The sequence below is a fragment of the Spirosoma fluviale genome (genome assembly GCF_900230225.1).
Classification (GTDB): domain Bacteria; phylum Bacteroidota; class Bacteroidia; order Cytophagales; family Spirosomataceae; genus Spirosoma; species Spirosoma fluviale.
Map to the genome: position 1 here is coordinate 1047356 of NZ_OCNH01000001.1, position 20409 is coordinate 1067764.

At 50.7% G+C, this 20409-nt stretch carries 18 protein-coding genes; 10 read left to right on the top strand and 8 right to left on the bottom strand.

The features are described from left to right. Window positions 1-24: 24 nt before the first annotated feature. Complete coding sequence (locus tag CRO74_RS04390) at window positions 25-312, bottom strand: 2TM domain-containing protein (RefSeq protein WP_097124783.1); 288 nt, start codon at window positions 310-312, stop codon at window positions 25-27. Between the two features lie 53 nt (window positions 313-365). After that, window positions 366-881: a DUF2306 domain-containing protein gene (locus CRO74_RS04395; RefSeq protein ID WP_097124784.1), complete on the bottom strand. Its 516-nt coding sequence runs from the start codon at window positions 879-881 to the stop codon at window positions 366-368. Between the two features lie 102 nt (window positions 882-983). On the opposite strand from CRO74_RS04395, the gene CRO74_RS04400 reads away from it, so the two are divergent. The 5 genes from CRO74_RS04400 to CRO74_RS04420 all read left to right on the top strand — a co-directional run bounded on the left by CRO74_RS04400 (window position 984) and on the right by CRO74_RS04420 (window position 8577). Further along, entirely contained in the window at window positions 984-2717 is a 1734-nt protein-coding gene (locus tag CRO74_RS04400) for a helix-hairpin-helix domain-containing protein (protein WP_097124785.1), read from the top strand. Between the two features lie 141 nt (window positions 2718-2858). Beyond that, window positions 2859-5270 carry a TonB-dependent receptor gene (locus CRO74_RS04405; RefSeq protein WP_097124786.1) on the top strand — a complete coding sequence of 804 codons (2412 nt, stop codon included), beginning with the start codon at window positions 2859-2861 and terminating at the stop codon, window positions 5268-5270. Between the two features lie 94 nt (window positions 5271-5364). Further along, complete coding sequence (locus tag CRO74_RS04410) at window positions 5365-6432, top strand: DUF4249 domain-containing protein (protein ID WP_097124787.1); 1068 nt, start codon at window positions 5365-5367, stop codon at window positions 6430-6432. Continuing rightward, window positions 6432-7526 (top strand): DUF4249 domain-containing protein, encoded by a 1095-nt coding sequence (locus CRO74_RS04415; protein WP_097124788.1) that lies wholly within the window; start codon window positions 6432-6434, stop codon window positions 7524-7526. Before CRO74_RS04410 ends, CRO74_RS04415 begins: the two co-directional genes overlap by 1 nt. A 52-nt stretch (window positions 7527-7578) precedes the next feature. Beyond that, complete coding sequence (locus CRO74_RS04420) at window positions 7579-8577, top strand: glycosyltransferase family 9 protein (RefSeq protein ID WP_097124789.1); 999 nt, start codon at window positions 7579-7581, stop codon at window positions 8575-8577. Window positions 8578-8606: 29 nt separating this feature from the next. On the opposite strand, the gene CRO74_RS04425 is transcribed toward CRO74_RS04420, so the two are convergent. From CRO74_RS04425 to CRO74_RS04445, 5 genes are all read right to left on the bottom strand, one after another. Continuing rightward, window positions 8607-9755, bottom strand: coding sequence for a chromate transporter (locus tag CRO74_RS04425; protein WP_097124790.1), 1149 nt, complete (start codon window positions 9753-9755; stop codon window positions 8607-8609). A 24-nt stretch (window positions 9756-9779) separates the two neighbouring features. Continuing rightward, a complete protein-coding gene (locus tag CRO74_RS04430; RefSeq protein ID WP_097124791.1) occupies window positions 9780-10304 on the bottom strand; it encodes a hypothetical protein in 525 nt (174 codons plus the stop codon). 6 nt (window positions 10305-10310) lie between these two features. Further along, on the bottom strand, window positions 10311-11225 hold the full coding sequence (locus CRO74_RS04435) for a chromate resistance protein ChrB domain-containing protein (RefSeq protein WP_097124792.1): 915 nt from the start codon (window positions 11223-11225) through the stop codon (window positions 10311-10313). Window positions 11226-11252: 27 nt separating this feature from the next. Next, window positions 11253-12329, bottom strand: coding sequence for a glycosyltransferase family 9 protein (locus tag CRO74_RS04440; protein ID WP_097124793.1), 1077 nt, complete (start codon window positions 12327-12329; stop codon window positions 11253-11255). A gap of 178 nt (window positions 12330-12507) precedes the next feature. After that, complete coding sequence (locus CRO74_RS04445) at window positions 12508-13113, bottom strand: DUF4254 domain-containing protein (protein ID WP_097124794.1); 606 nt, start codon at window positions 13111-13113, stop codon at window positions 12508-12510. A gap of 243 nt (window positions 13114-13356) precedes the next feature. Between CRO74_RS04445 and CRO74_RS04450 the strand changes: the two genes are divergently transcribed. From CRO74_RS04450 to CRO74_RS04470, 5 genes are all read left to right on the top strand, one after another. Then, window positions 13357-13980, top strand: coding sequence for a TetR/AcrR family transcriptional regulator (locus tag CRO74_RS04450; protein ID WP_245877756.1), 624 nt, complete (start codon window positions 13357-13359; stop codon window positions 13978-13980). Window positions 13981-14063: 83 nt separating this feature from the next. Beyond that, the gene (locus CRO74_RS04455; protein WP_097124796.1) at window positions 14064-15380 is read left to right on the top strand and encodes a TolC family protein; all 1317 of its coding nucleotides are present in this window, start codon (window positions 14064-14066) and stop codon (window positions 15378-15380) included. Between the two features lie 30 nt (window positions 15381-15410). Further along, the gene (locus tag CRO74_RS04460; RefSeq protein WP_097124797.1) at window positions 15411-16460 is read left to right on the top strand and encodes an efflux RND transporter periplasmic adaptor subunit; all 1050 of its coding nucleotides are present in this window, start codon (window positions 15411-15413) and stop codon (window positions 16458-16460) included. 103 nt (window positions 16461-16563) lie between these two features. Continuing rightward, window positions 16564-19713 (top strand): efflux RND transporter permease subunit, encoded by a 3150-nt coding sequence (locus tag CRO74_RS04465; protein ID WP_097124798.1) that lies wholly within the window; start codon window positions 16564-16566, stop codon window positions 19711-19713. Window positions 19714-19798: 85 nt separating this feature from the next. Beyond that, on the top strand, window positions 19799-20059 hold the full coding sequence (locus CRO74_RS04470) for an acyl carrier protein (protein WP_097124799.1): 261 nt from the start codon (window positions 19799-19801) through the stop codon (window positions 20057-20059). Between the two features lie 141 nt (window positions 20060-20200). Here the strand turns inward: CRO74_RS04470 and CRO74_RS04475 are convergent, their stop codons facing one another. Beyond that, window positions 20201-20395: a hypothetical protein gene (locus CRO74_RS04475; RefSeq protein ID WP_097124800.1), complete on the bottom strand. Its 195-nt coding sequence runs from the start codon at window positions 20393-20395 to the stop codon at window positions 20201-20203. Window positions 20396-20409: the final 14 nt, after the last annotated feature.

Below are 20409 nucleotides of genomic sequence, written 5' to 3' on the forward strand. Positions count from 1 at the left end.
CATATATCCTACATCATATATATCCTACATCCTTACCAGCTTCTGGTATTCCCGTTCAATCATGTCCCGTTCGTTGGTTCGGAAGGTGGTGAAATAGTGGGTTGCCAGCCCGATGCCCCAGCCCAGCATTGGAAAAATGGGCCAGGGAAACAGGGTGTTCGAGTAAATCATTGTGGCATTGATAACAAAATTACTGAATGCCCAGATGAGCCAAAGCCCGCCGTTGATAACCAGATAGGCCTGTAGGTGAATCCGAAAACCGACACGGGCTTTCGCTTGTTTCCACAGATAAGGGTCGCGTTGGGTTTTCATAGGTTTAGATGTTTGGTTATTAAGGGGTATGTACTGATGTTTTCCGGTAACGGCTAGTTGAGCGATGACGGGTCCGGCACCGATTCTTCAACGGCCGACCCGAAAAACTTTGATTTGTTTCGGTTGATGAGGTAGCTGCCCAGACCTGTTGTCAAGCCTGTTGCTAAAGCGACCACGGGCCAAAATCGATTCATCGGGAATAGTCGTACCAGCGATTCAGCCCAGAATGCTGCATAAAGCCCCACCACCGACCAGTTCATGAAATAGTAGTGATAGCTCTTCCAGTTGGGAAAACGGTGTCTGGCCAATACTGGTACCATGCCGCCTACGATGCCTGTACTGCTTATAATGGCTGCAATATGAAATGGGCCAAAGGTGCCGAAGAGGTGGTAGAGCATGAACGCGGTTACGTTCACCAGAATCATGGCCCCTACATACCCATAGCCAATACGTTTATGAATACGAGTTCCCTTTGCCAGCAGAACGACAAACGCGCCCAGTAGCATAGCTGCCAGGGCAGAAATCAGATGGGTGGTTCCAGTTGTGGAGTGAAGAAAGCTGATAATCATACGATTAGTTGGGTTTATGGTTTAAAGTAAAAGACAACTGACTTTTGCCGCCCGCCAAATCCGACCAATTGCCTAATTTGCAGAGTAAACCTCGTTTTGCTGATGACCAATTCTGACATTGTTGACCTGCTCGAACTGACCGGCCGGTTGATGGAACTCCACGAACAGGATGCTTTCCGTACGCGCACATTTACCTCTGCCGCATTTAACCTCGACAAATCCACTGCCGATCTTGCTAACCTGCCCGTTGAGGAGTTGGTAAAACTACAGGGCGTTGGTAAATCCATTGCCCAGAAAATTCGCGAGATCGCCGAAACCGGTCGCCTGACGGAGCTTGATGAGTTACTGGCCCAAACGCCCCAGGGTGTGCTGGATATGTTTCGCATCAAAGGATTGGGTGTGAAAAAAGTGCGCACGCTCTGGCATGAACTGGGTATAACGAACCTGCGTGATCTTCAACTGGCGGGCGAAAATGGCCAGATTGCGAAGATCAAAGGCTTTGGTGCCAGTACGCAGGAGAAAATTCTGGCGGCACTGGAGTTTTTGCAGGAGCAGCAGGGCAAGGTTCGTATGGATAAAGCCGCCATGATTGCCAACCTCCTTGTGGAGCAGCTAACTCCCCATTTCGAACGGGTGGAGATTAGCGGACAGGTGCGCCGGAAAGCGCAGGAAAGCGATGTTATTCAACTGCTTATTCAAACCAGCGATCCTGTTTCGGCCATGCTGACGCTAAACGGATTCGAAAATCTGGAGCAGGATGTGCGCGAGTCGTCGCCGTTTGTCTGGCGCGGACACCGGACCGGTTTCGACGTGCTGGTGGAGTTACTGTTTTACCCTGCGGAACAACTCAGTCGGCAGTTGTTTATTCAAACGGCTACCGAAGCGCATTTGAAACAGGCTGGTACGGGGGGCATGCCGCTGTTGCAGGTAGCCTATGCCAGCGCCCTGCCCGATTCCGTCAATACAACCGATGTTGCGGAAGTCGAAGCGGCCATTTATGAGAAAGCCGGTTTGCCGTATATCGTACCCGAAATGCGCGAAGATGACTTTGCCTTTCGCTGGGCCAGCCGCTACAAAAACGAGGAGCTTGTTACCTGGGAAGATCTGAAGGGGACGCTGCATAACCACAGTACCTGGTCGGATGGCAAGCAGTCGGTGGCAGATATGGCGGCCTATTGCCAGAAGTTAGGCCTGACTTATTTCGGTATTGCCGACCATTCCAAAACCGCTTCATATGCGGGCGGGTTGGATGCCGAACGGGTCCGTCAGCAACAGCTTGAAATTAACGAGTTAAACAAGGGTTTCGGGTCCGGCTTTCGTATTTTCAAAGGCATCGAATCGGATATACTGGGCGATGGGTCGCTGGACTATGACGATGAAACTTTGGCTTCCTTTGATTACGTGGTGGCATCGGTTCACCAGACGCTGACCATGTCGGAGGAGAAAGCTACCAACCGATTGCTACGAGCCATTGAGAATCCATACACGACTATTCTGGGGCACCCAACGGGCCGGTTACTCCTCGCCCGTGAAGGCTACCCTATCGACCACCGGGCCATTATCGACGCCTGTGCGGAACACAATGTCATCATAGAAATCAACGCCAGCCCCTACCGGCTCGACATCGACTGGCACTGGATTGAGTACGCCATGCAGCAAGGCGTCATGCTCAGTATAAACCCCGACGCGCACGATTTCGCCGGTTTGCTGGATATGCATTACGGCGTTGCCATCGGTCGGAAAGGCGGTTTAACCAAAGCCATGACCTTCAACGCCTTGACATTAGCCGAAATGACGGAGTATCTAGAGAGACGGCGGGCAGAGATCCGTAGGTGATAGGAAAGAATTGGGCTGAAAAAAGATTAATTATTGGTTAATGAAGATAGGTAATAGGGTAAATACATAACCTTATCCCCTTAAATCATTACCTTTCAGATTCCATAACTGCCCAATTCCGCACTTCCTAAACCCGGCTTTATGCGTTTTTCACTTTTACTGTTGTTTTCATGCTGTCTGCTCAACGGGGCCTTTGCCCAACAACGAACAAATTCCAGTGCCAGCCCGGCAACCTTTTCGGCAACGGGTTATGTGCGAGATGGAAAAACCGGTAAGCCGATTCAGAGCGTAAATATTGTTGTGCTGAACGTATCGAAAGGATACGTAACGGCAAAAGATGGTTTCTATACCATACAATTACCCCCTGGTGACTACATACTTCGATTTTCGCACGTAGGCTATCGACCAAAGCAGGATACAATTTCGCTTCAAAAAACGCTGTTTCGTGAGGTAACGATGGAAGACGATTCCAAAGACCTCGAAGAGGTGGTTGTTACCAGTGAATCGCCCGATCGAAATGTTCGTAAAGTCGAAATAGGTGTTTCGCAATTAACTATTCGCAGCATTCGCCGAATTCCGCCCCTCATGGGAGAGGTGGATGTGCTGCGTTCGTTGCTGCTCCTGCCGGGGGTGACAACCGTGGGCGAAGGTGCACCCGGCTTCAACGTGCGGGGGGGCGGTGCCGACCAAAATCTGATCCTGTTCGACGAAGCACCGGTATTCAATTCGAGCCACCTGATGGGCTTTTTCTCCGTCTTCAATCCCGATGTGGTCCGCGATGTAACCCTGAACCGGGGTGGGGTAGCCGCTGCTTTTGGTGGACGGGCATCGTCGGTGCTGGATGTGAAAATTAAGGAGCCCGATGCCCAGAAATGGGGAATCAATGGGGGTATCGGGATTATTTCGAGCCGACTGGGTATTGAGGGCCCCATTATTAAGAATAAACTGTCTTTTTTGTTGGCTGCAAGGGCGTCGTTTAACGACTTTATTTTCAAACTGGCCCCACCGAATTTGAAAGGAACACAGGCAAATTTTTATGACCTGACGTCGAAACTCAAATACCAGCCCAACGAAAAGAACACAATAACGCTGACAGGCTACCTGAGCACCGACGTCTTCAAGCTGGCATCCGATTCGCTGTCCGGTCAGGAGATTAACGCGTCCTCGACTAAGTTCAACTACCAGACCATGAACACGGTCCTTCGCTGGAACTACTTCATGAGCAAGCAGCTCAATCTGGCCTCGTCCGTTATTTTGAGTCGGTATCAGGCCGATCTATCGTCGTCCGATTCGTCTAACGCGTTTCAACTGAAGTCGGGTATCTGGCATCGTCAGGTTAAGTCAGATCTGACGTTTACGCCAAATGAGGTTCACCAATGGCAGGTGGGGTTGAGTGCCATAGACTACCTCGTACAGCCGAACACGCGAATACCTGGGCCGTACTCCAACGTGCTGCCTGTCGATCTGGCCCGCGAACGCGCGTATGAGCTGGCGGCTTACATTCAGGACGAGTGGAAATTGAACACCAATGTGGCCATTATTGCCGGGCTTCGTTATTCGGCCTTGTTGAATCGTGGGCCAGCCGCCGTGCGTACGTATCAGGAGAATGGGCCTAAGGAAGATGAAGCGGTTACGTCGACAAAAACCTATGAAGCAGGTACCGTATACCATTCCGCCGGAGGATTGGAACCCCGGCTGGCAGTTCGCTGGACGGTGGGAGATGGACGGGCCATTAAAGCCGGGTATAGCCGACTGCGCCAATACATTCAGCAGGTAACCAACACAACGGCGGCTCTGCCAACCTCGCGCTGGCACCTGAGCGATATGTATACGAAACCCGTTATTGCCGACCAGTGGTCGCTGGGGTACTTCATGAACACCGCCGACAATGCCATCGAAGCATCGGGCGAGGTGTATTACAAGACCCTTACCAATGCCATTGATTATCGCGACGGAGCCGAACTACAACTGGCACCGGCCGTTGAAACCCAAATTGTTCAGGGGAGTGGAAAAGCTTACGGATTTGAAGGGTTACTGCGGAAAAATAAAGGCCGCTGGACCGGCTTCATGAGTTATACTTATGCCCGCACCTTTCTGACAATGAACAGCCCGTATGTTACGGAACAGGTAAATAACGGCAATCCGTATCCGGCCAACTACGACAAGCCCCATACACTGAACATTCTGGCGACGCACCGGCCAACGACCTGGTTTAGCATGTCACTGAATTTTACCTACAGTACCGGTCGTCCTACTACCCAGCCATCGGCCCTTGCCCGTGTAGCCGGAGTACTGATACCTATATACCTCGACCGGAATCAGCAACGTGTACCTGATTATCACCGGCTCGATTTTTCGATGACGTTTGAGCAGAATCCGCTCAAGAAAAAGAAGAACCAGAGTAGTTGGGTCTTCTCGATTTATAACGTGTATGCTCATAAAAATGCGTACTCGATCTTTTATAAGTTGAGTCCGGCATCGTTATCTGATGCGTATAAGTTGTCTATTTTTGGAACGGCTTTCCCATCGTTGACCTACAACTTCAAATTCTGAGAAAAGGCAGGCAACAGATTTAACGGGTCGGCGTTTGCCAGGCGTTTTTTTAGATTGCGCTGCCTGCTTCCAACAATGATAATCCCCTGCTTTTATGAAAACAGGAAAAGACATACTCAGACTGGGTAAATATATGGGGCTGCTGCTTATGCTGCTTGCGGTTTCCTGCGTAACGGAATTTCAGCCGGAAGCCGTCAGCATACCGCCTTCGTTGATTGTTGAAGGGCAGGTAACCGATCAGGCAGGTCCGTACAGCATTAAACTTACCCGCACGGCCAACTACTCGTTCAAAAGCCTGAATCTGCTGGAAACGGGTGCCATCGTGACTATTTCGGATAATCTGGGAAATAAGGAAACCCTGAAAGAAACATTAACGGGAGGAACGTACGAGACGGCTAGCCTTCGGGGTGTTGTGGGACGTAGTTACAAGCTTGCAATACAAACCAAAGCCGGAAAACGGTATGAGTCCGATACGGAGGTACTACCGGCTGCGCCACCCATTCTCAAGTTATATTATGAATACACCAAAGAAGCTGGTGAAGCAAATTTGACAAAAAGTCAGGGCTGGGATGTGTATCTGGATACGAAAGACCCGGAAGTAACGGGTAATTACTACCGCTGGACATGGACGCACTTTGAGTTCACCTCCGTTTGCTTTAAGCGGGAATTGGCCAACGGTTCATTAACCGGGCTGGGTTGCTGCTCGAATTGCTGGGATATAACCCGCTGCTACAACTGCATCAGTATCAGTTCTGATGTGAATATCAACGGGCAGGCCATCAGCCGTCAGTTTATTAGCCGCGTACCCTATAAATCCAAAAGTAAGTACTACCTGGAGGTACAGCAGCAGGCAATCAGTAAAGGAGCGTACAACTTCTGGAAAAGCGTTCGGCAGTTGACCGGCAATACGGGTGGCCTGTTCGATGCGGCTCCCTCGATTGTACGGGGGAATATTCACTGTGTCAGTGATCCGGCCGAAATGGTATATGGCTACTTCGGCGCTACCGGCGTTTCGGAACAATACATCAATGTCGACCGGATTGATGGACAGGGCGTTCCGGATGTAGATCCTCCTGTGATAGTACCTGTGCCTTCGACTTGTGTCGCCTGCGAAAATAACCTCTATCGAACACCCAATAAGCCGCGCTGGTGGCAGTTTTGATGACTACTAAAAACATAACGAATACGCGCCGAGTCGTAAAACAGGGTGTTGCCCTGTTGGGGCTAACTGCCTGTTTACTAGCCTGCATCACCCCTTTTCAACCCAGTTCCGTTAGTGTGGAGCCCATGTTGATTGTCGATGGTCAGGTTACGGACCAACCCGGCCCCTATACGGTTAGGTTGACGCGCACCTCCGATTATTCAATTAAAAGCGTCAATTTGCTCGAAACGGGAGCAACGGTAACCATTTCTGATAACCTGGGTAATCAGGAGACGCTCAAAGAGCAAGCACCGGGCGGGTCCTACCAGAGCAGCGCCAACGGTCTCCGGGGTGTGCCAGGCAGACGCTATAAGCTGACCATTCTGACAAAAGCCGGGAAACGGTACGAGTCCGAATCCGAAGTGATGCCTGCCGTTCCGCCCATTAAGAACGTATATGCAGAATCGAACTATACGCCTGCCACGGCAACGACCAACCAAAAACAGACCTGGTCGGTATACATCGATACTAAAGACCCTGATACATTGGGTAACTACTACAAATGGAGCTGGACTCATTATGAAATGCCGACTGCCTGCCGGAAAACGTTCGTTGCTGCCAGAAGCTATTACACCGGTATCTCCTGTTGTACTGACTGCTGGGACATCACCCGGTGTTACACCTGCGTCAATATTAATTCGGATGTAAACATCAACGGGAAAGCGATCAGTCGGCAACCCATTGCCGATGTCCCTTTTACCTCACTAAGTCGGTATTACCTGGAAGTGGAGCAACAGGCCCTAAGCAAAAACGCTTACCTGTTCTGGAAAAGTGTACAACAGTTGACCGGTAATACGGGCGGATTATTTGACGTGGCGCCATCGTCGGTGCAGGGAAATATCAAATGTATTACTACGCCGGGAGAACCCGTTTATGGGTATTTTGGCGCTGCGGGTGTTTCTGTGAGTTATTTGTATGTAGACCGAACCGAAGGGCAGGGGGGACCCGATCTGGATTTCCCGACTAATATTCCCTACCCAACGAATCCGTCTTGTGTTGTTTGCGAAAACAGCCTGTACCGAACGCCCATCAAGCCCCGTTTTTGGACTTATTAACCGGTTTGGTGAGGTGCGGTAAATAAAATAGATTTGTGGAAATGATTACACCATGACTTCCCCGGTAAACATCCTGATTCTTCAATTTGCATCCATAGGCAACGTTGTTTTAACATCGCCAGTTGTACGTTGCCTGAAGCAGCAGCTTCCCAATGCGGTCATTCATTACTGCACAAGACCAGATTATCAGCCCATTATTCTTCATAATCCTTACATTTCCGAAAGGCATTATCTGGATGGAAACGTAATTGAGCTGATTCGGCAGTTACGAGCTCAAAAGTTCGACTACGTCATTGACTTACAGAATACGTTTATTAGCCGGTTAATTAAAACCGCATTGGGTGCGCCATCGTACAGCGTTGATAAACAATCGTTTCGGAACTGGCTTTACGTACGCCTTAAAATAAATGCACTCGCCGAGCAGCATATGGTTGATCGGTACCTGGCAATGGTACAGCCGCTGGGCATAGAGAACGATGGGCGGGGACTGGATTACTTTATTCCTTACAAGGATGAGGTTGAGTTCGACTGGTTACCCGCTACCCACCAGCATGATTACGTGGCGTTCGCCATTGGGGGGCAGCACACAACCCGACGATTGCCTTTGTCCCGAATGATTGAGCTGTGTCGCAAGATAAATTATCCGATCGTACTCCTCGGTGATAAGAACGACCGGAAGGTGGGCGAGGAAATTGTGAAGGTGCTGGGAGCAAGGCAGATTTATAATTCCTGCGGTCAGTTTAACCTGAATCAATCGGCATCCATCATCCAGCGTGCCCGGCTGGTGTTTACGCACGATACTGGATTGATGCATATTGCCGCAGCTTTCCGCAAAAAAGTGTACTCATTCTGGGGAAGCTCGACCCCTCAACTTGGCTTTTACCCGTACAAAACTCCGCATGTGAGGCTCGAAGCCACCGGGCTGGGTTGCCGCCCCTGTTCCGCCACGGGTTCCGACGAATGCCCCATGAAACACTTCAAGTGCATGAATACCCTGCCCTTTGATTTTGATGTGAAGGAGCTGCGGATGAAGAAGAAGAATTTCGAGTAAAGGCACACGGCGTATACCGAGGCATCAACTCAACTGCTGTAGCGAAGGAGTAAACCCACCACGGCGGCTCCGCCTATCACACTTAATTCCGGCAGTTTTTTGAAGCGGTACAGAAGTGCTGCCGTTGCCAGCGCGATGACCACGGAGGGTACATCAATCAACTGCCGCCGTGCCAGAACCACCACGGCACCGGCAATGGCCCCGATGGCAGCCACGGTCACCCCGTCTACAAAGGCTTTGACGCCCGGGTGTTTGCCCCACCGTTTGAAGTAAGGGGCGGGCAGGATAGTAAAGAGGTAGCAGGGTAAAAATGTAGCCAGCGCAGCAACACACGCACCGGGAAAACCAGCCACCAGATAACCAATAAACGCAACCGTGATCACCAAGGGGCCGGGCGTAATCATGGCTACTGCAACAGCATCCAAAAACTGCTGTTCATTGAGCCAGCCGTATTCTTTCACAACGCCCCCGTAGAGAAATGGCACAATAGCCAGCCCGCTCCCGAAAACAAAGGCCCCCGCTTTGGCGAAAAAGAGCGCCAGTTTCCAGAGGACAGAATCGGTAGGAAAGGCGAGCACCTGTGTAAAAAACGGCGCGAAACTCATTCCCATACCTGAGCCAGCGCGGATAGAAGGTGATTTGACGAACCAGTAAATTCCGCCCGAAAGCAGAACCAGCCAGATAAGTTCCGATTCGGTAATGATGGTCGCTACGGCCGAAACCCCAAATACACACCACCCCAACAGGTCTTTACCAATCGTTTTGGCCGTGAGTTTGTGCGTACCTATGGCAATAATACCGATAACGGCGGCCCCGATGCCGTAAAAAACCGCCTGCATCCAGGGGAGACCGTTAAATTGCCGGTACGTCCAGCCCAGAAGAACCACCATAATGAACGAAGGCAGCACAAAAGCAAGTCCCGCCAGCGTAGCGCCGATAACACTGTAATGAACGTAGCCAAGATAAATGGCCAGTTGAGCCGCCAGTGGACCGGGTGCCAGTTGAGCCAGCGCCAACCCTTCGCGGTAGTCTTCTTCACTGATCCACTTCCGTTCGGTTACTAGGTCCCGATTCATGGCGCTGACCAAGGCGGGAGGACCGCCAAATCCGGTTGTACCCAGGTAAAGAAAGTACCGGATCAGGTCGATTTTTGTGTACGGTAGCCTCGTTGATTCCATACTCTGTTGCTGATTGATTGCCGGTTAAAAAACAATGCCAAACTGGAAAGCCGCCGTCAGTGAGGTGGGGCGGTCGTTGCCAAAGCGAACGGGAATGGGAACCGCCACAAAGTAACTGATTGTTGGCCCTCTTTTTACAATTTTATTAAGCACGGGGGTAAATCCGTATCGGCCTGATGTTTCAAAGGCAAGTCGGCTGGCCAGGGTGAAGTCGTGGCCCAGGTTCACCAGTATACCCGGATGAAAGAGCACATTCGTGACCCGGCTGGTGCCGTTTTCGGCCCGGATCAGGGGTACCACTTCGACCGAAAAGCCAATCTGTTTGGTCTTCCAAAGGTTCAGCCCAATGGGAAAGCCAACGACATAGTAGGTGTTGAAATTAGTTTCGCTCCCGTGTTCATTGAAGGTAATAATGGGGTGCAGTACGCCCAGGTAGCCTGCCATACGCGGGTAGGCGGGGGGCGTAACTGTCTGGGCGTGGGTAGTTAACGGAAAGCGGAGGGAGAGGAAGACTGTCAGGCTGATCAATGAATAATAAACGGGCTTCATGAGGGTTCAAAAACGTGATGCCGCAAGATTAAGCCGTTCGAAAAGCCAAAAATAGAATGGATTTAACCCTTTTGTATCTGGTTTACCTTTTCGTCTGTTTTTTCGGTAATCAGACGGATTTTCGCCAACCAGTTTCTTGAATATCCGCGTAAAGTGGCTTTGATCGGAGAAGCCCGTCAGGTACGCAATTTCGGAAAGGCTGTAGCCCGTGGTTTCGAGAAGAAGAAGGGCTTTTTCTATTCGGAGCTTACGGATGTATTCGCCGAACGATAGGTCGTCGAAGTAGCGCGAAAAAGCCCGCGATACGTAGGTTGGGTTAACCGCCAGGCTTTCGGAAAGCTCGTTCAGGCTAAGCGTCAGATTGGTATCGATCTGATCCTGAATTAGTTCTTTGAGTTCCGTTACCCAGCCCGGCGTCTTTCGTTTACCCGGAGACGCCTGATAGGTGTGCAGAACCCCCAACAGAAGCCGCTCCGTTGGACTTTGGGTGTGCTTGACCGTCTGTAAATGTTTGGCCCAGCTGTAGAGTGCGTCGTAAATGAGCAGTCCCTGATCGAGTAACTGCTGGTCATCACTAATGTTGAACGCCAGCCCTGCCGAAATGGCCCACAAACCAGCCGCTTCGGGGGCTAACGTATGATCGTCGGTGTCGGCTCCCCGCACAATGGCGGCAATACGTTGTAAGGCCGGATCATCCAGTTTGTGCTTTTGCAGGAAATAATCAAAGGTGCAGCGGTCTTCGTAATGGCTGTATTCCACCCCCGGTATGTCGAACGGGGTGGCCTCCAATGCCGTTGCCTGAGCCTGGACCTGCGACTCGGGAACAAAGCGAATGTCGGCCGTCAGGTCAATAAACCGCCGAATAAGCCAGGGGCAGGCTAGTCGATCTATCTTCGGCCGTTCGCGGGTTATCCAGATCATGCGTTGTTGAATGTAGAGACAAAGGTATCAATTTGCGCTGGTCGAGCTCGAACGCTCCAGCAGTTGTTGAACCTTACCCGCTACCATATCGACGGTAATCCAGTTCAGACACGCCAAATCGCCCCGAAAGCAGGGTTTATTACCGAAAACGGAACAGGGACGGCAGGGAAGTTCAACAGGAGAAATTTGCACGATGGCTTCTTCACCCTGTCCCCACGGACCAAAACCCGCATCAGGATGGGTAGACCCCCAAATGGATACCACCGGTATGCCACTCAACGCGGCCAGATGCATATTCCCGGAGTCCATGCAAATCATGCCGGTCAACCGACTAATCAGAGACAACTCGGCTGCCAGTGATAGCTGACCGGCTACCAGAATGGCCTGTGGAAACTGTTCTTGCAGCGTCTTTAGCCGGGCAATCTCATCGGCACCGCCCCCAAATAAAAAGATAGTAACTGGTTGATTTTTATACAGTTGTGTCAATAACGGAGCAAAGCGTTCGAAGGGCCACATTTTCTGGCTATGCTGCGCAAAGGGGGCAATACCCAGCCAGGGCCCATCGGCCGAAATAGCCGTCTGCTTGCTCAAAAAGCCCGAAAGTTCTTCCTGACTGCTTGTGATTGATGGAAACTGAAAGGGTTTTGCTGGGTTAATGGCCAAACCTGCCGCGTCGAACACCTGGGCGTACCGCTCTATACTATGGGTTAACGGCCTGCGGATTTTGTTGGTTTTTCGGGTCAGGGCTTTCTTTTCGGCGCGGCCCTTATCGATCGTAAATGAAGGCACGCCAATCAGCCGGAACAGCGTTTTTAGAACGGCCGAACGTACGTTCTGATGCGCGTCGATGATCAGGTCGAAGGAGGCTAATTGCCGTAGTTCGTTAAACAGCCTGATTAAGCCATTGAGCCCGTCATGACGCCCGTCAAAGTCGGCTCCAATCACACGAACGTTGGGAAACTGCTCGAAAAAAACGGCAAATTTTGCCCGTGTCACCAACGTAATCGTGGCATCGGGAAAACGCTGGGTAAAGGCCTGAACAACGGGGGCCAGCAGGGCCACATCGCCCATGGCCGAGAAGCGCAAAAGAAGCAAATGCTTCATAAGGTGGTCAGGTGATTCTTGGTCAAAAAATGGTCAGGTGGGGTCAAAAATTGTCAGGTATGGTCAGAAATTGTCAAGACTAGTTAAGTGTGGTCACGGTTCGTTCAACCATACTTGACCATTTTTGACTACACCTGACTAGTCTCAACCACACTTGACCATACCTGACCATTTTTGACTATACCTGACCAGTATATAGAACCGGGTTTAGCGTGGGGTCGTTGTACATTTTCATCTGCCGGTACACCTTCATATACCGGTCGCCGTTGCGAATATCGTCCAGTAGTTCATCGAAGCACTGGGCCAGATCGCCTTCCTGCTCCAGGAGTACGGTCAGTTTCTGCTGCGCTTTCCGGCGGTGTTCATCCGAGGCAGAAGGCCGGTCGGCCTGTTCGCGGAAATGGTAGATTTTGAGTTGTAAGATTGACATCCGGTCCAGGAGCCAGGCGGGCGTTTCGGAGTTTAGCCGCGCACCCGGCTTTGGGATGACGCTCTGAAACTGCTCGAAAAACCAGCCATCCATTTGCTCGACGGTATCCGTCCTGTCCTGATTCGACTGGTCGATACGGCGCTTTACCGCTACCAGTTCATCAGGGCGTATGGTTGGGCTTCTAATAATATCTTCCAGATGCCATTGAACCGTATCAATCCAGTTTTTCTGGTACAGCAAAAAGGCAACGGTATCCGGCGAATAGGGATTGTGAATGGGGGTATCGACGTTGTCGGTCAGGTGGTAGTCCTGAATACTCTGGCGGAACAGATTGTTGGCGAAAGTGGCGTTCATAAGCGATTAATCAACCGCAAAGATAGCAGTTTTAACTGGTAATGTCCGAAGAACCAGCCCTCAACAGTCAGGTCGAGCCCCCTGTTTCCCGGCTGTACTTTCCTTTTTTAATTGAAATTTATAATTATTTTTAGTTAGTTTTGCCTGTTTTTTAGCATTTAAACAGATGTTTAAAAAAACCATTTGAATACTTTGTTTGTTACTTACAGACAACATACTTTTGACAGGTAAATGAAAAAACCAATGGATTGTCTAACGTCAAAGTCAACCGAATTACGAATCAGGGAAGCCGCTGAGCGGGTCTTTCTTGAGAAAGGATTCGATGGGGCTACGTCGCGGGACATTGCCGAAGCAGCCGGTATCAATATTGCGCTGACGAATTACTACTTCCGAAGTAAGGAAAAGTTATTCATGCAGATCTTCGAGGATCTGGTTCAATTGTTCTTCACCGGGATGGTCGAGATCATGAATAAACCGATCAGTTTGCGGGATAAAATTGCGGAGTTGATCGAGCATGATTTTCAATTACTAAAGAGCAACCCCAATCTGTCGAATTTCATTATGAATGAAGTTCACCGAAATCCGGACCGGATGGCTAGTTGTATTGGGGTGATGAAAGAAATTCACCACTCCATGTTCGAGCAGCAGCTTCAGCAGGAGATAAAGCTGGGTAACGTTCGGCCCATAAAAGCCTTGCACGTAATGCCCATGGCATTTGCCAATATTCAATTCCTCTTCATTGGAAAACAGATGCACATGAAGATGTGGCATATGGATGAAGCTGGATTTAATGAATTTATCAATGAACACAAGCAGATCGTTATTGAGATGGTCACATCTTATTTGTTTGACTTTAAAAAGGAGTAATCCTTTTTTTTGCCCTCAAATTAAACAATTATTTAAAATGAAGAATTAATAATATTATTTAAAACAACGTAATTAATCGTGCTATGAAAATCTTTCGATGGTATGTGTCTACCGCCCTTTTGTTGGGAAGTTCTGTCGTGAATGCGCAGGATGTAACCCTGGAACAATTGGTCAGCAAAGCCCTGACAGGCAACTATAGTGTGCAGGCGGCTCGTCTGGACGAATTGAAAACCGATGCCCAGATAGCGGAGGTAAAAGCCGGAGCCCGCCCACAGGTCAATCTCTCCGGCGATTATAAACGTTACCTGAAAATACCCGGCCAGGTGGTTCCCGCTTCGGCATTTGGCGGACCAGAGGGGTCTTATTCGGTACTGGCGTTTGGCTTGCCCTATAACCTCTCCACCAGCGTGCAGGCTTCGCAGGCTTTATACAACCAGTCGCTGATGATCGCGACGAAAGTGGCGAAAACCAGCCGGGATTTGTCCGCCCTGCAAACGCAGAAGACTAAAGAAGAGGTCGCCTATAACGTATCCGCTACCTATTACAACCTACAAACAACGGCGCAGCAAATTGCTTTCCTTCAGAAAAACCTCGCGTCGACCGAGCGGCTGATTCAGATTACCGACCTGCTTCGGCAGAACAAACTGGCCAAAGGTATTGATGTCGACCGGCTGCAATTGAGCAAAACCTCTTCCCAAACACAAATCGAATCCCTTCAGGCAACCTATAATCAGTTGCTGAATACGTTGAAACTGCTGACCGGTATTCCCCAAACCGATTCGCTCTCCGTTCGAACAGTTATTGACGAAACGGTTCCCGTAATGCCCGCCAATGAATACACCATCAACCGAACCGATCTACAACTTCTCGACCGTCAGAAAGACCTGAACGGGCTCGAACAGCGCAACATTAAAGCGGGTTTTGTCCCGACTGTTTCGGCCTATGGCGTGGCAAACAGCACGGTGTTCGCAACCGGTGGCGACAACTCCTTCATTAAAAACGTGCCCGGCTACTGGCTCGGTCTGCAACTGAACTGGAATGTGTTCGACGGCATGGCCCGCAAGGCTAAACTGGGTCAGAAACGTATCGACGACCAGAAGTTAGACGTGCAGCTCCGTCAGACCCGCGAGTCGATTTCCATGGATATTGCCAATTCCCGGAACCAGTTTCTGGTACAGCAGCGGAATCTGGCAACTAACCGCGGGCAGGTGGCCCTCGCCGAAAAGGTGTACACCCAAACCCAGCTTCAATTTAAAGAAGGTACGGTAGACATTACCGACGTGGTGCAGGCCGAGAACTCCCTCCGCGAAGCACAAAATAATTTCCTCAATACGCTGGTCAGTCTTCGCACCGCCGAACTGGACTGGAAGAAAGCAACCGGCAGCTTAATCAATCAATAACTTACTCACAACCAGAATCTTAAAAAAACCATGAAACGGATTATCACAATATTAGCCGTTATGGCCACGCTGGGTTTAACGGCCTGGACGTTGGTCAACAACAAAAAAGAAGTAGACGAAAAAGTATACAAGCCCAACCCCGATCAGAAAGTGGGCGTCCGGACGGCGGTAGCTTCCCTACAGAACCTGTCGCAGGAAACCGAGTTTCTGGGCTCGTTCTCACCAAATCGGGAAATCGAAATCCGACCACAGGCCGGTGGACAAATCGTGTCGCTGCCTATTGAGGAAGGACAAATAGTAGGAGCGGGGCGCTTAATTGCCAAGCTGGACGATGAACAATTGCGCTACCAGATTGAAGGGCTGATGGTTACGCTCGAAGGCTACCAGAACGACCTCAAACGCTATGAAGTGCTGGTAAAAGGCGATGCCACACCGGCTATCAACCTGGAGCGCACGCAGTTAAGCATCCGTTCGACCCAGGCGCAGATCAAACAGCTTCAAAAACAACTGGCCAACACAACCGTCACCACGCCATTCTCAGGTATCGTTACCGACAAAATGGTGGAGAAAGGATCGGTGGTATCGGTAGGGTCGCCCATTGCGAAAATAACGGACATTTCGACGCTGAAACTGGTGGTACAAGTCCCTGAAAAAGCTATCAACCAGTTCCGGGTGGGTCAGTCGCTGCCCATTACAACAGAGGTTTACCCCGATGCTCGCTTTATTGGCCGCGTGTCGATGATTGCGGCCCAGGGTGATGCGGCCCACAATTACCCCATTGAAATTACGGTGCCGAACTCGGCTAAAAATCAACTGCGGGCAGGAATGTACGGCTCCATTGCCAACACGAACAAGCTAAAAGGACAAACGCTGGCCGTGCCTCGTCAGGCCATTGTCGGGTCGGAAAAACAGCCGCAGGTGTACGTGATCGAACAGGGGAAAGCCGTCCTGAAATCAGTCGGTATCGGAACCACCACGAACGAGTATTACGAGATTACGAAAGGACTGAAAGCCGGTGATCAGGTCGTCACCAGCGGTCAGATCAATCTGCAAAATGGTACACCGGTAACGGCTCAATAGAACACAGATTTTTATGATTATTAAGATTCGTCATGATTGACTAAAAAATCATAATCCATCTTAACAATCATAAGAATCAGCGTTCTATCCAATCAACAAGACTATGAAATTTGTCGAAACTATCATAAAACGCCCCTCGCTCATTATCGTGTTGTTCGCGATTCTGACCATCGGTGGCCTGTTTTCCTACCGGCTGCTGAGCTATGAGTTGCTGCCGGAATTCTCAACGCCCGTAATCACGATAACCACTATTTATCCGGGTGCGGCTCCCTCCGAAGTGGAAACGGAGATCAGCCGAAAGATTGAAGATGCCGTATCGGGCCTCGATAACCTCGACGACGTGAAGTCCAACTCGTTCGAAAACGCGTCGGTACTGGTGGTTCAGTTCAAGGCAGGCACCGATATTGATCTGGCCCTGCAGGACGCACAGCGCGAAATCGATAAAATGGTGAGTGATTTGCCCGACGATGCCGAACAGCCCTCGCTCTCGAAAATATCGCCAAGCGATCAACCCATTATGCAGTTGCTGGCAACGTCTACGCTGCCCAATGAAGTGTTCTATCAGCAGGTCGAAGATAAGTACCTGCCTGTTCTTCAGCAGATCAAAGGTGTCGCCGATATTGCGATGGTGGGGGGCGACAAACGCGAAATCCGTATCAACGTCGATGATGATAAACTGAATTATTATGGCTTGTCGCTGCTTCAGGTATCGCAGGCCATCAACCAGGCCAACCTCGATTTTCCGACCGGTAAAGTAAAAAGTACCAGCGAGAACATGACACTCCGGCTGGCGGGCAAATTCAGTTCGCTGGACGACATCCGGAAACTGGTCATTGTTACCCCGGCGAATGGCAGCCCCATTCGCATAAGCGACGTCGCCAACGTGACCGATGGCCTGACCGAAGCCACCAGTATCAGCCGTTTTAACGGGCAGGACGGTATCGGGTTGTTTATCAAGAAACAGTCGGATGCGAACGCGGTGGAAATAAGCCAGATCGTACAGGAAAAACTGGCGCAGATTGAAAAAGAAAACGCCAAAGACAAGGTTCACTTCGCCATTGCGTATGATAGCAGTGTGTTTACGCTGGCCTCTGTGGAAGCCGTAACCCACGATTTGCTGCTGGCCGTTGGTCTGGTGGCCATTGTGATGTTGCTGTTTCTACACAGCTTCCGGAATGCGTTCATTGTTATGATCTCGGTACCGGCTTCGCTCATTTCGGCCTTCCTGTTCATGTATGTCATGGGCTATTCGCTCAACCTCATGACCCTGCTGGCACTCTCGCTGGTGATTGGTATTCTGGTCGATGACTCCATTGTGGTGCTCGAAAACATCCAGCGACACCTCGAAATGGGCAAAGACCGCTGGCGGGCCACCCTCGACGGCGTGAGTGAAATCGGCTTTGCCGCCGTTGCCATTACGCTGGTGATCGTGGTGGTTTTCGTGCCGATCACGTTCGTAAACTCGGTCATTGCCGACTTACTTCGGCAGTTCTCGCTCACGGTGGCCTTTGCCACAATGGTGAGTTTAGTGGTCAGTTTTACGCTGACGCCCTGGCTGACGTCCATGATGGCCCGGCTGGAGCATCTGAATCCGAAAAATCCATTCCAGGCATTTTTGATCTGGTTCGAAAAAGGACTGACGGCCCTGACCAGTGGCTACCACCGCAGTCTGGGCTGGGTGCTGAGCCATAAACTGGCCTTTACGGGCATACTGGTGGCTATTTTTGTGTTCACCGGCTGGGTTATGAGTCTGGGTATAATCGGCTCGGAGTTCGTGGCGCAGGGAGATCAGGGTAAATTCCTGCTCACCTTGAAACTCGACAAGAGTGCCTCTCTTCAGCAAAACAACCTGATGGCCCGCAATATCGAAAACTACCTCCGCAAGAAACCGGAAGTGGAAACGATCTTCGCCAACGTGGGTGGGGCCAGTACGGGGATGAACAGCACCGGTCAGGGCGAAACCAACCGAACGGAGTTAACCATCCAACTCGCCGATGCCAGTGAGCGGCCCGGCAATAAGCTCACCGAGCAGTACATGATTGATGTTCGGCAGGAACTGACGGCCCGTTTTCCAGCCGTTGAATTCAACTCATCGGTAGTAGGTATAGTCAATTCCGGTTCGGCACCGATAGAAATTTTCCTGAGTGGAAATGATGTAAGCCAAAACTTGGCCGCTGCCGAAGAACTGGCCAATCGAATCCGGAGAACACCCGGTGCCAACGACGTAAACGTTTCCGTTGAGTCGGGTAACCCCGAAGTGCGGGTCGATATTGATCGTGAGAAAATGGCGAAACTAGGGCTGACCATCCAGGCCGTTGGCGGTACGCTGCAAAACGCCTTTGCTGGTAACGACGACTCCAAGTTCCGCGAAGGGGGCGAAGATTACGACATTAGGGTGATGCTCGATGCCTTCGACCGGAAAAATCCCGACGATGTGAAGAGCATTAATTTCTTCAGCCCGGCAACCAACCGTCCGGTGCGGCTGGCCGAATTTGCCAACGTAACCCTGAGTAACGGGCCTTCGTTGCTGGAGCGCAAAAATCGTCGTTCGTCGGTGACAGTAACCGCCAATACGCTGGGAACCGGTTCGGGTACGCTGACCAGCGTGATTCAGGCCGATCTGGCCAAAAATCCGCTGCCTGCCGGGGTTACGGTTAGCTGGGGTGGCGACGCCAAAAACCAGAGTGAAGGCTTCGGGTCGCTGGGTATTGCCATGCTGGCCGGTCTAATGCTCGTGTACTTCATCATGGTGCTGCTCTACGACAGTTTTGTGTACCCCTTTGTGGTGCTCTTCTCGGTGCCGGTCGCCATCATCGGTGCTTTACTGGCCCTGGCCCTGACTTCCTCGAACATCGGTATTTTTGCCATGCTTGGCATGTTGATGCTCATTGGTCTGGTCGTGAAAAACGCCATCCTGATTGTCGATTTTGCCAACCAGCAGAAAGAGCAGGGTGTCCCGTTCCGGCAGGCGATCCTGCACGCGGGTGAAGAACGACTGCGCCCGATTCTGATGACGACCATTGCGATGGTGATTGGTATGATTCCTATTGCCACCGCATCGGGGGCCGGGGCTGAGTGGAAAAACTCGCTGGCCTGGGTGTTGATTGGCGGGCTGAGCAGTTCGATGGTACTGACCATTTATCTCGTTCCCATGATGTATTATGTCGTGGACAGGATCGGGGAGAAGTGGGCTGCTTTTCGCTCAAAAAAGCAACCGGTCAAGGCTATGTCAACGGTTGAACCGGTTCATTAGGAAATGCCCCCCGCCACCGATTTACCCGTGGCGGGGGCAAATCAATCGACTACTGGCAACTCCTGTAACCTCAAAATCGTAAACCATGACATACGCTCAATTAACCGATCGCCTGTATAAAGTTCTGACAGATATAGGTATCAGCCCGACCGCCTTGACTGACGGAGCCCACTTTACCCGCGATCTGGGTCTCGATTCACTGGATATTACCGACCTGTTGATTCAGGTAGAAACATTTTTCAGCATTCGCATACCGGACGAAGACTTCTGGAAACTGGAAACCGTTGGGCAATTAAAAGAATACATCGCTGATGAAATATTCCTTGATGGAAGCCGATTGGCTTGACAAATGAATGCGTCATGCCCGTCAGGACGTATACACTTTATCGTTTTAAGCCAGTAAGTAGCGCGGTTAGAAAGCCGCGCTACTTACTGGCTTAAAACCACTCTCCTCAAAGTCTGCCAAGTAGGTATTCTTGGTCAATTTTCACGAACTTGCCCGCGCTTGTTGTTGTTGGAAAAACAAATCTACCTCACCGGCCTCATGCGCTTTCTGCCTGTAACCCGATGCGTTTGCCCCGGTTCCTTCAAACCGATTCATGAAGATAAGCCGTTCGGTTTCGGTATGGATCAAGTGCACAACGTTACAGGCTTGCCGGGCAACGGGCACTCTATCCGTCATGCGGGTAACATACG

Bases quoted from the DNA above. Each gene is read 5' to 3' on its own strand.
- CRO74_RS04435 (WP_097124792.1), bottom strand. From the start codon at position 11,225: ATGATCTGGATAACCCGCGAACGGCCGAAGATAGATCGACTAGCCTGC.
- CRO74_RS04460 (WP_097124797.1), top strand. From the start codon at position 15,411: ATGAAACGGATTATCACAATATTAGCCGTTATGGCCACGCTGGGTTTA.
- CRO74_RS04415 (WP_097124788.1), top strand. From the start codon at position 6,432: ATGACTACTAAAAACATAACGAATACGCGCCGAGTCGTAAAACAGGGT.
- CRO74_RS04395 (WP_097124784.1), bottom strand. From the start codon at position 881: ATGATTATCAGCTTTCTTCACTCCACAACTGGAACCACCCATCTGATT.
- CRO74_RS04470 (WP_097124799.1), top strand. From the start codon at position 19,799: ATGACATACGCTCAATTAACCGATCGCCTGTATAAAGTTCTGACAGAT.
- CRO74_RS04445 (WP_097124794.1), bottom strand. From the start codon at position 13,113: ATGAACGCCACTTTCGCCAACAATCTGTTCCGCCAGAGTATTCAGGAC.
- CRO74_RS04465 (WP_097124798.1), top strand. From the start codon at position 16,564: ATGAAATTTGTCGAAACTATCATAAAACGCCCCTCGCTCATTATCGTG.
- CRO74_RS04455 (WP_097124796.1), top strand. From the start codon at position 14,064: ATGAAAATCTTTCGATGGTATGTGTCTACCGCCCTTTTGTTGGGAAGT.
- CRO74_RS04400 (WP_097124785.1), top strand. From the start codon at position 984: ATGACCAATTCTGACATTGTTGACCTGCTCGAACTGACCGGCCGGTTG.
- CRO74_RS04390 (WP_097124783.1), bottom strand. From the start codon at position 312: ATGAAAACCCAACGCGACCCTTATCTGTGGAAACAAGCGAAAGCCCGT.
- CRO74_RS04425 (WP_097124790.1), bottom strand. From the start codon at position 9,755: ATGGAATCAACGAGGCTACCGTACACAAAAATCGACCTGATCCGGTAC.
- CRO74_RS04420 (WP_097124789.1), top strand. From the start codon at position 7,579: ATGACTTCCCCGGTAAACATCCTGATTCTTCAATTTGCATCCATAGGC.
- CRO74_RS04475 (WP_097124800.1), bottom strand. From the start codon at position 20,395: ATGACGGATAGAGTGCCCGTTGCCCGGCAAGCCTGTAACGTTGTGCAC.
- CRO74_RS04430 (WP_097124791.1), bottom strand. From the start codon at position 10,304: ATGAAGCCCGTTTATTATTCATTGATCAGCCTGACAGTCTTCCTCTCC.
- CRO74_RS04405 (WP_097124786.1), top strand. From the start codon at position 2,859: ATGCGTTTTTCACTTTTACTGTTGTTTTCATGCTGTCTGCTCAACGGG.
- CRO74_RS04440 (WP_097124793.1), bottom strand. From the start codon at position 12,329: ATGAAGCATTTGCTTCTTTTGCGCTTCTCGGCCATGGGCGATGTGGCC.
- CRO74_RS04410 (WP_097124787.1), top strand. From the start codon at position 5,365: ATGAAAACAGGAAAAGACATACTCAGACTGGGTAAATATATGGGGCTG.
- CRO74_RS04450 (WP_245877756.1), top strand. From the start codon at position 13,357: ATGGATTGTCTAACGTCAAAGTCAACCGAATTACGAATCAGGGAAGCC.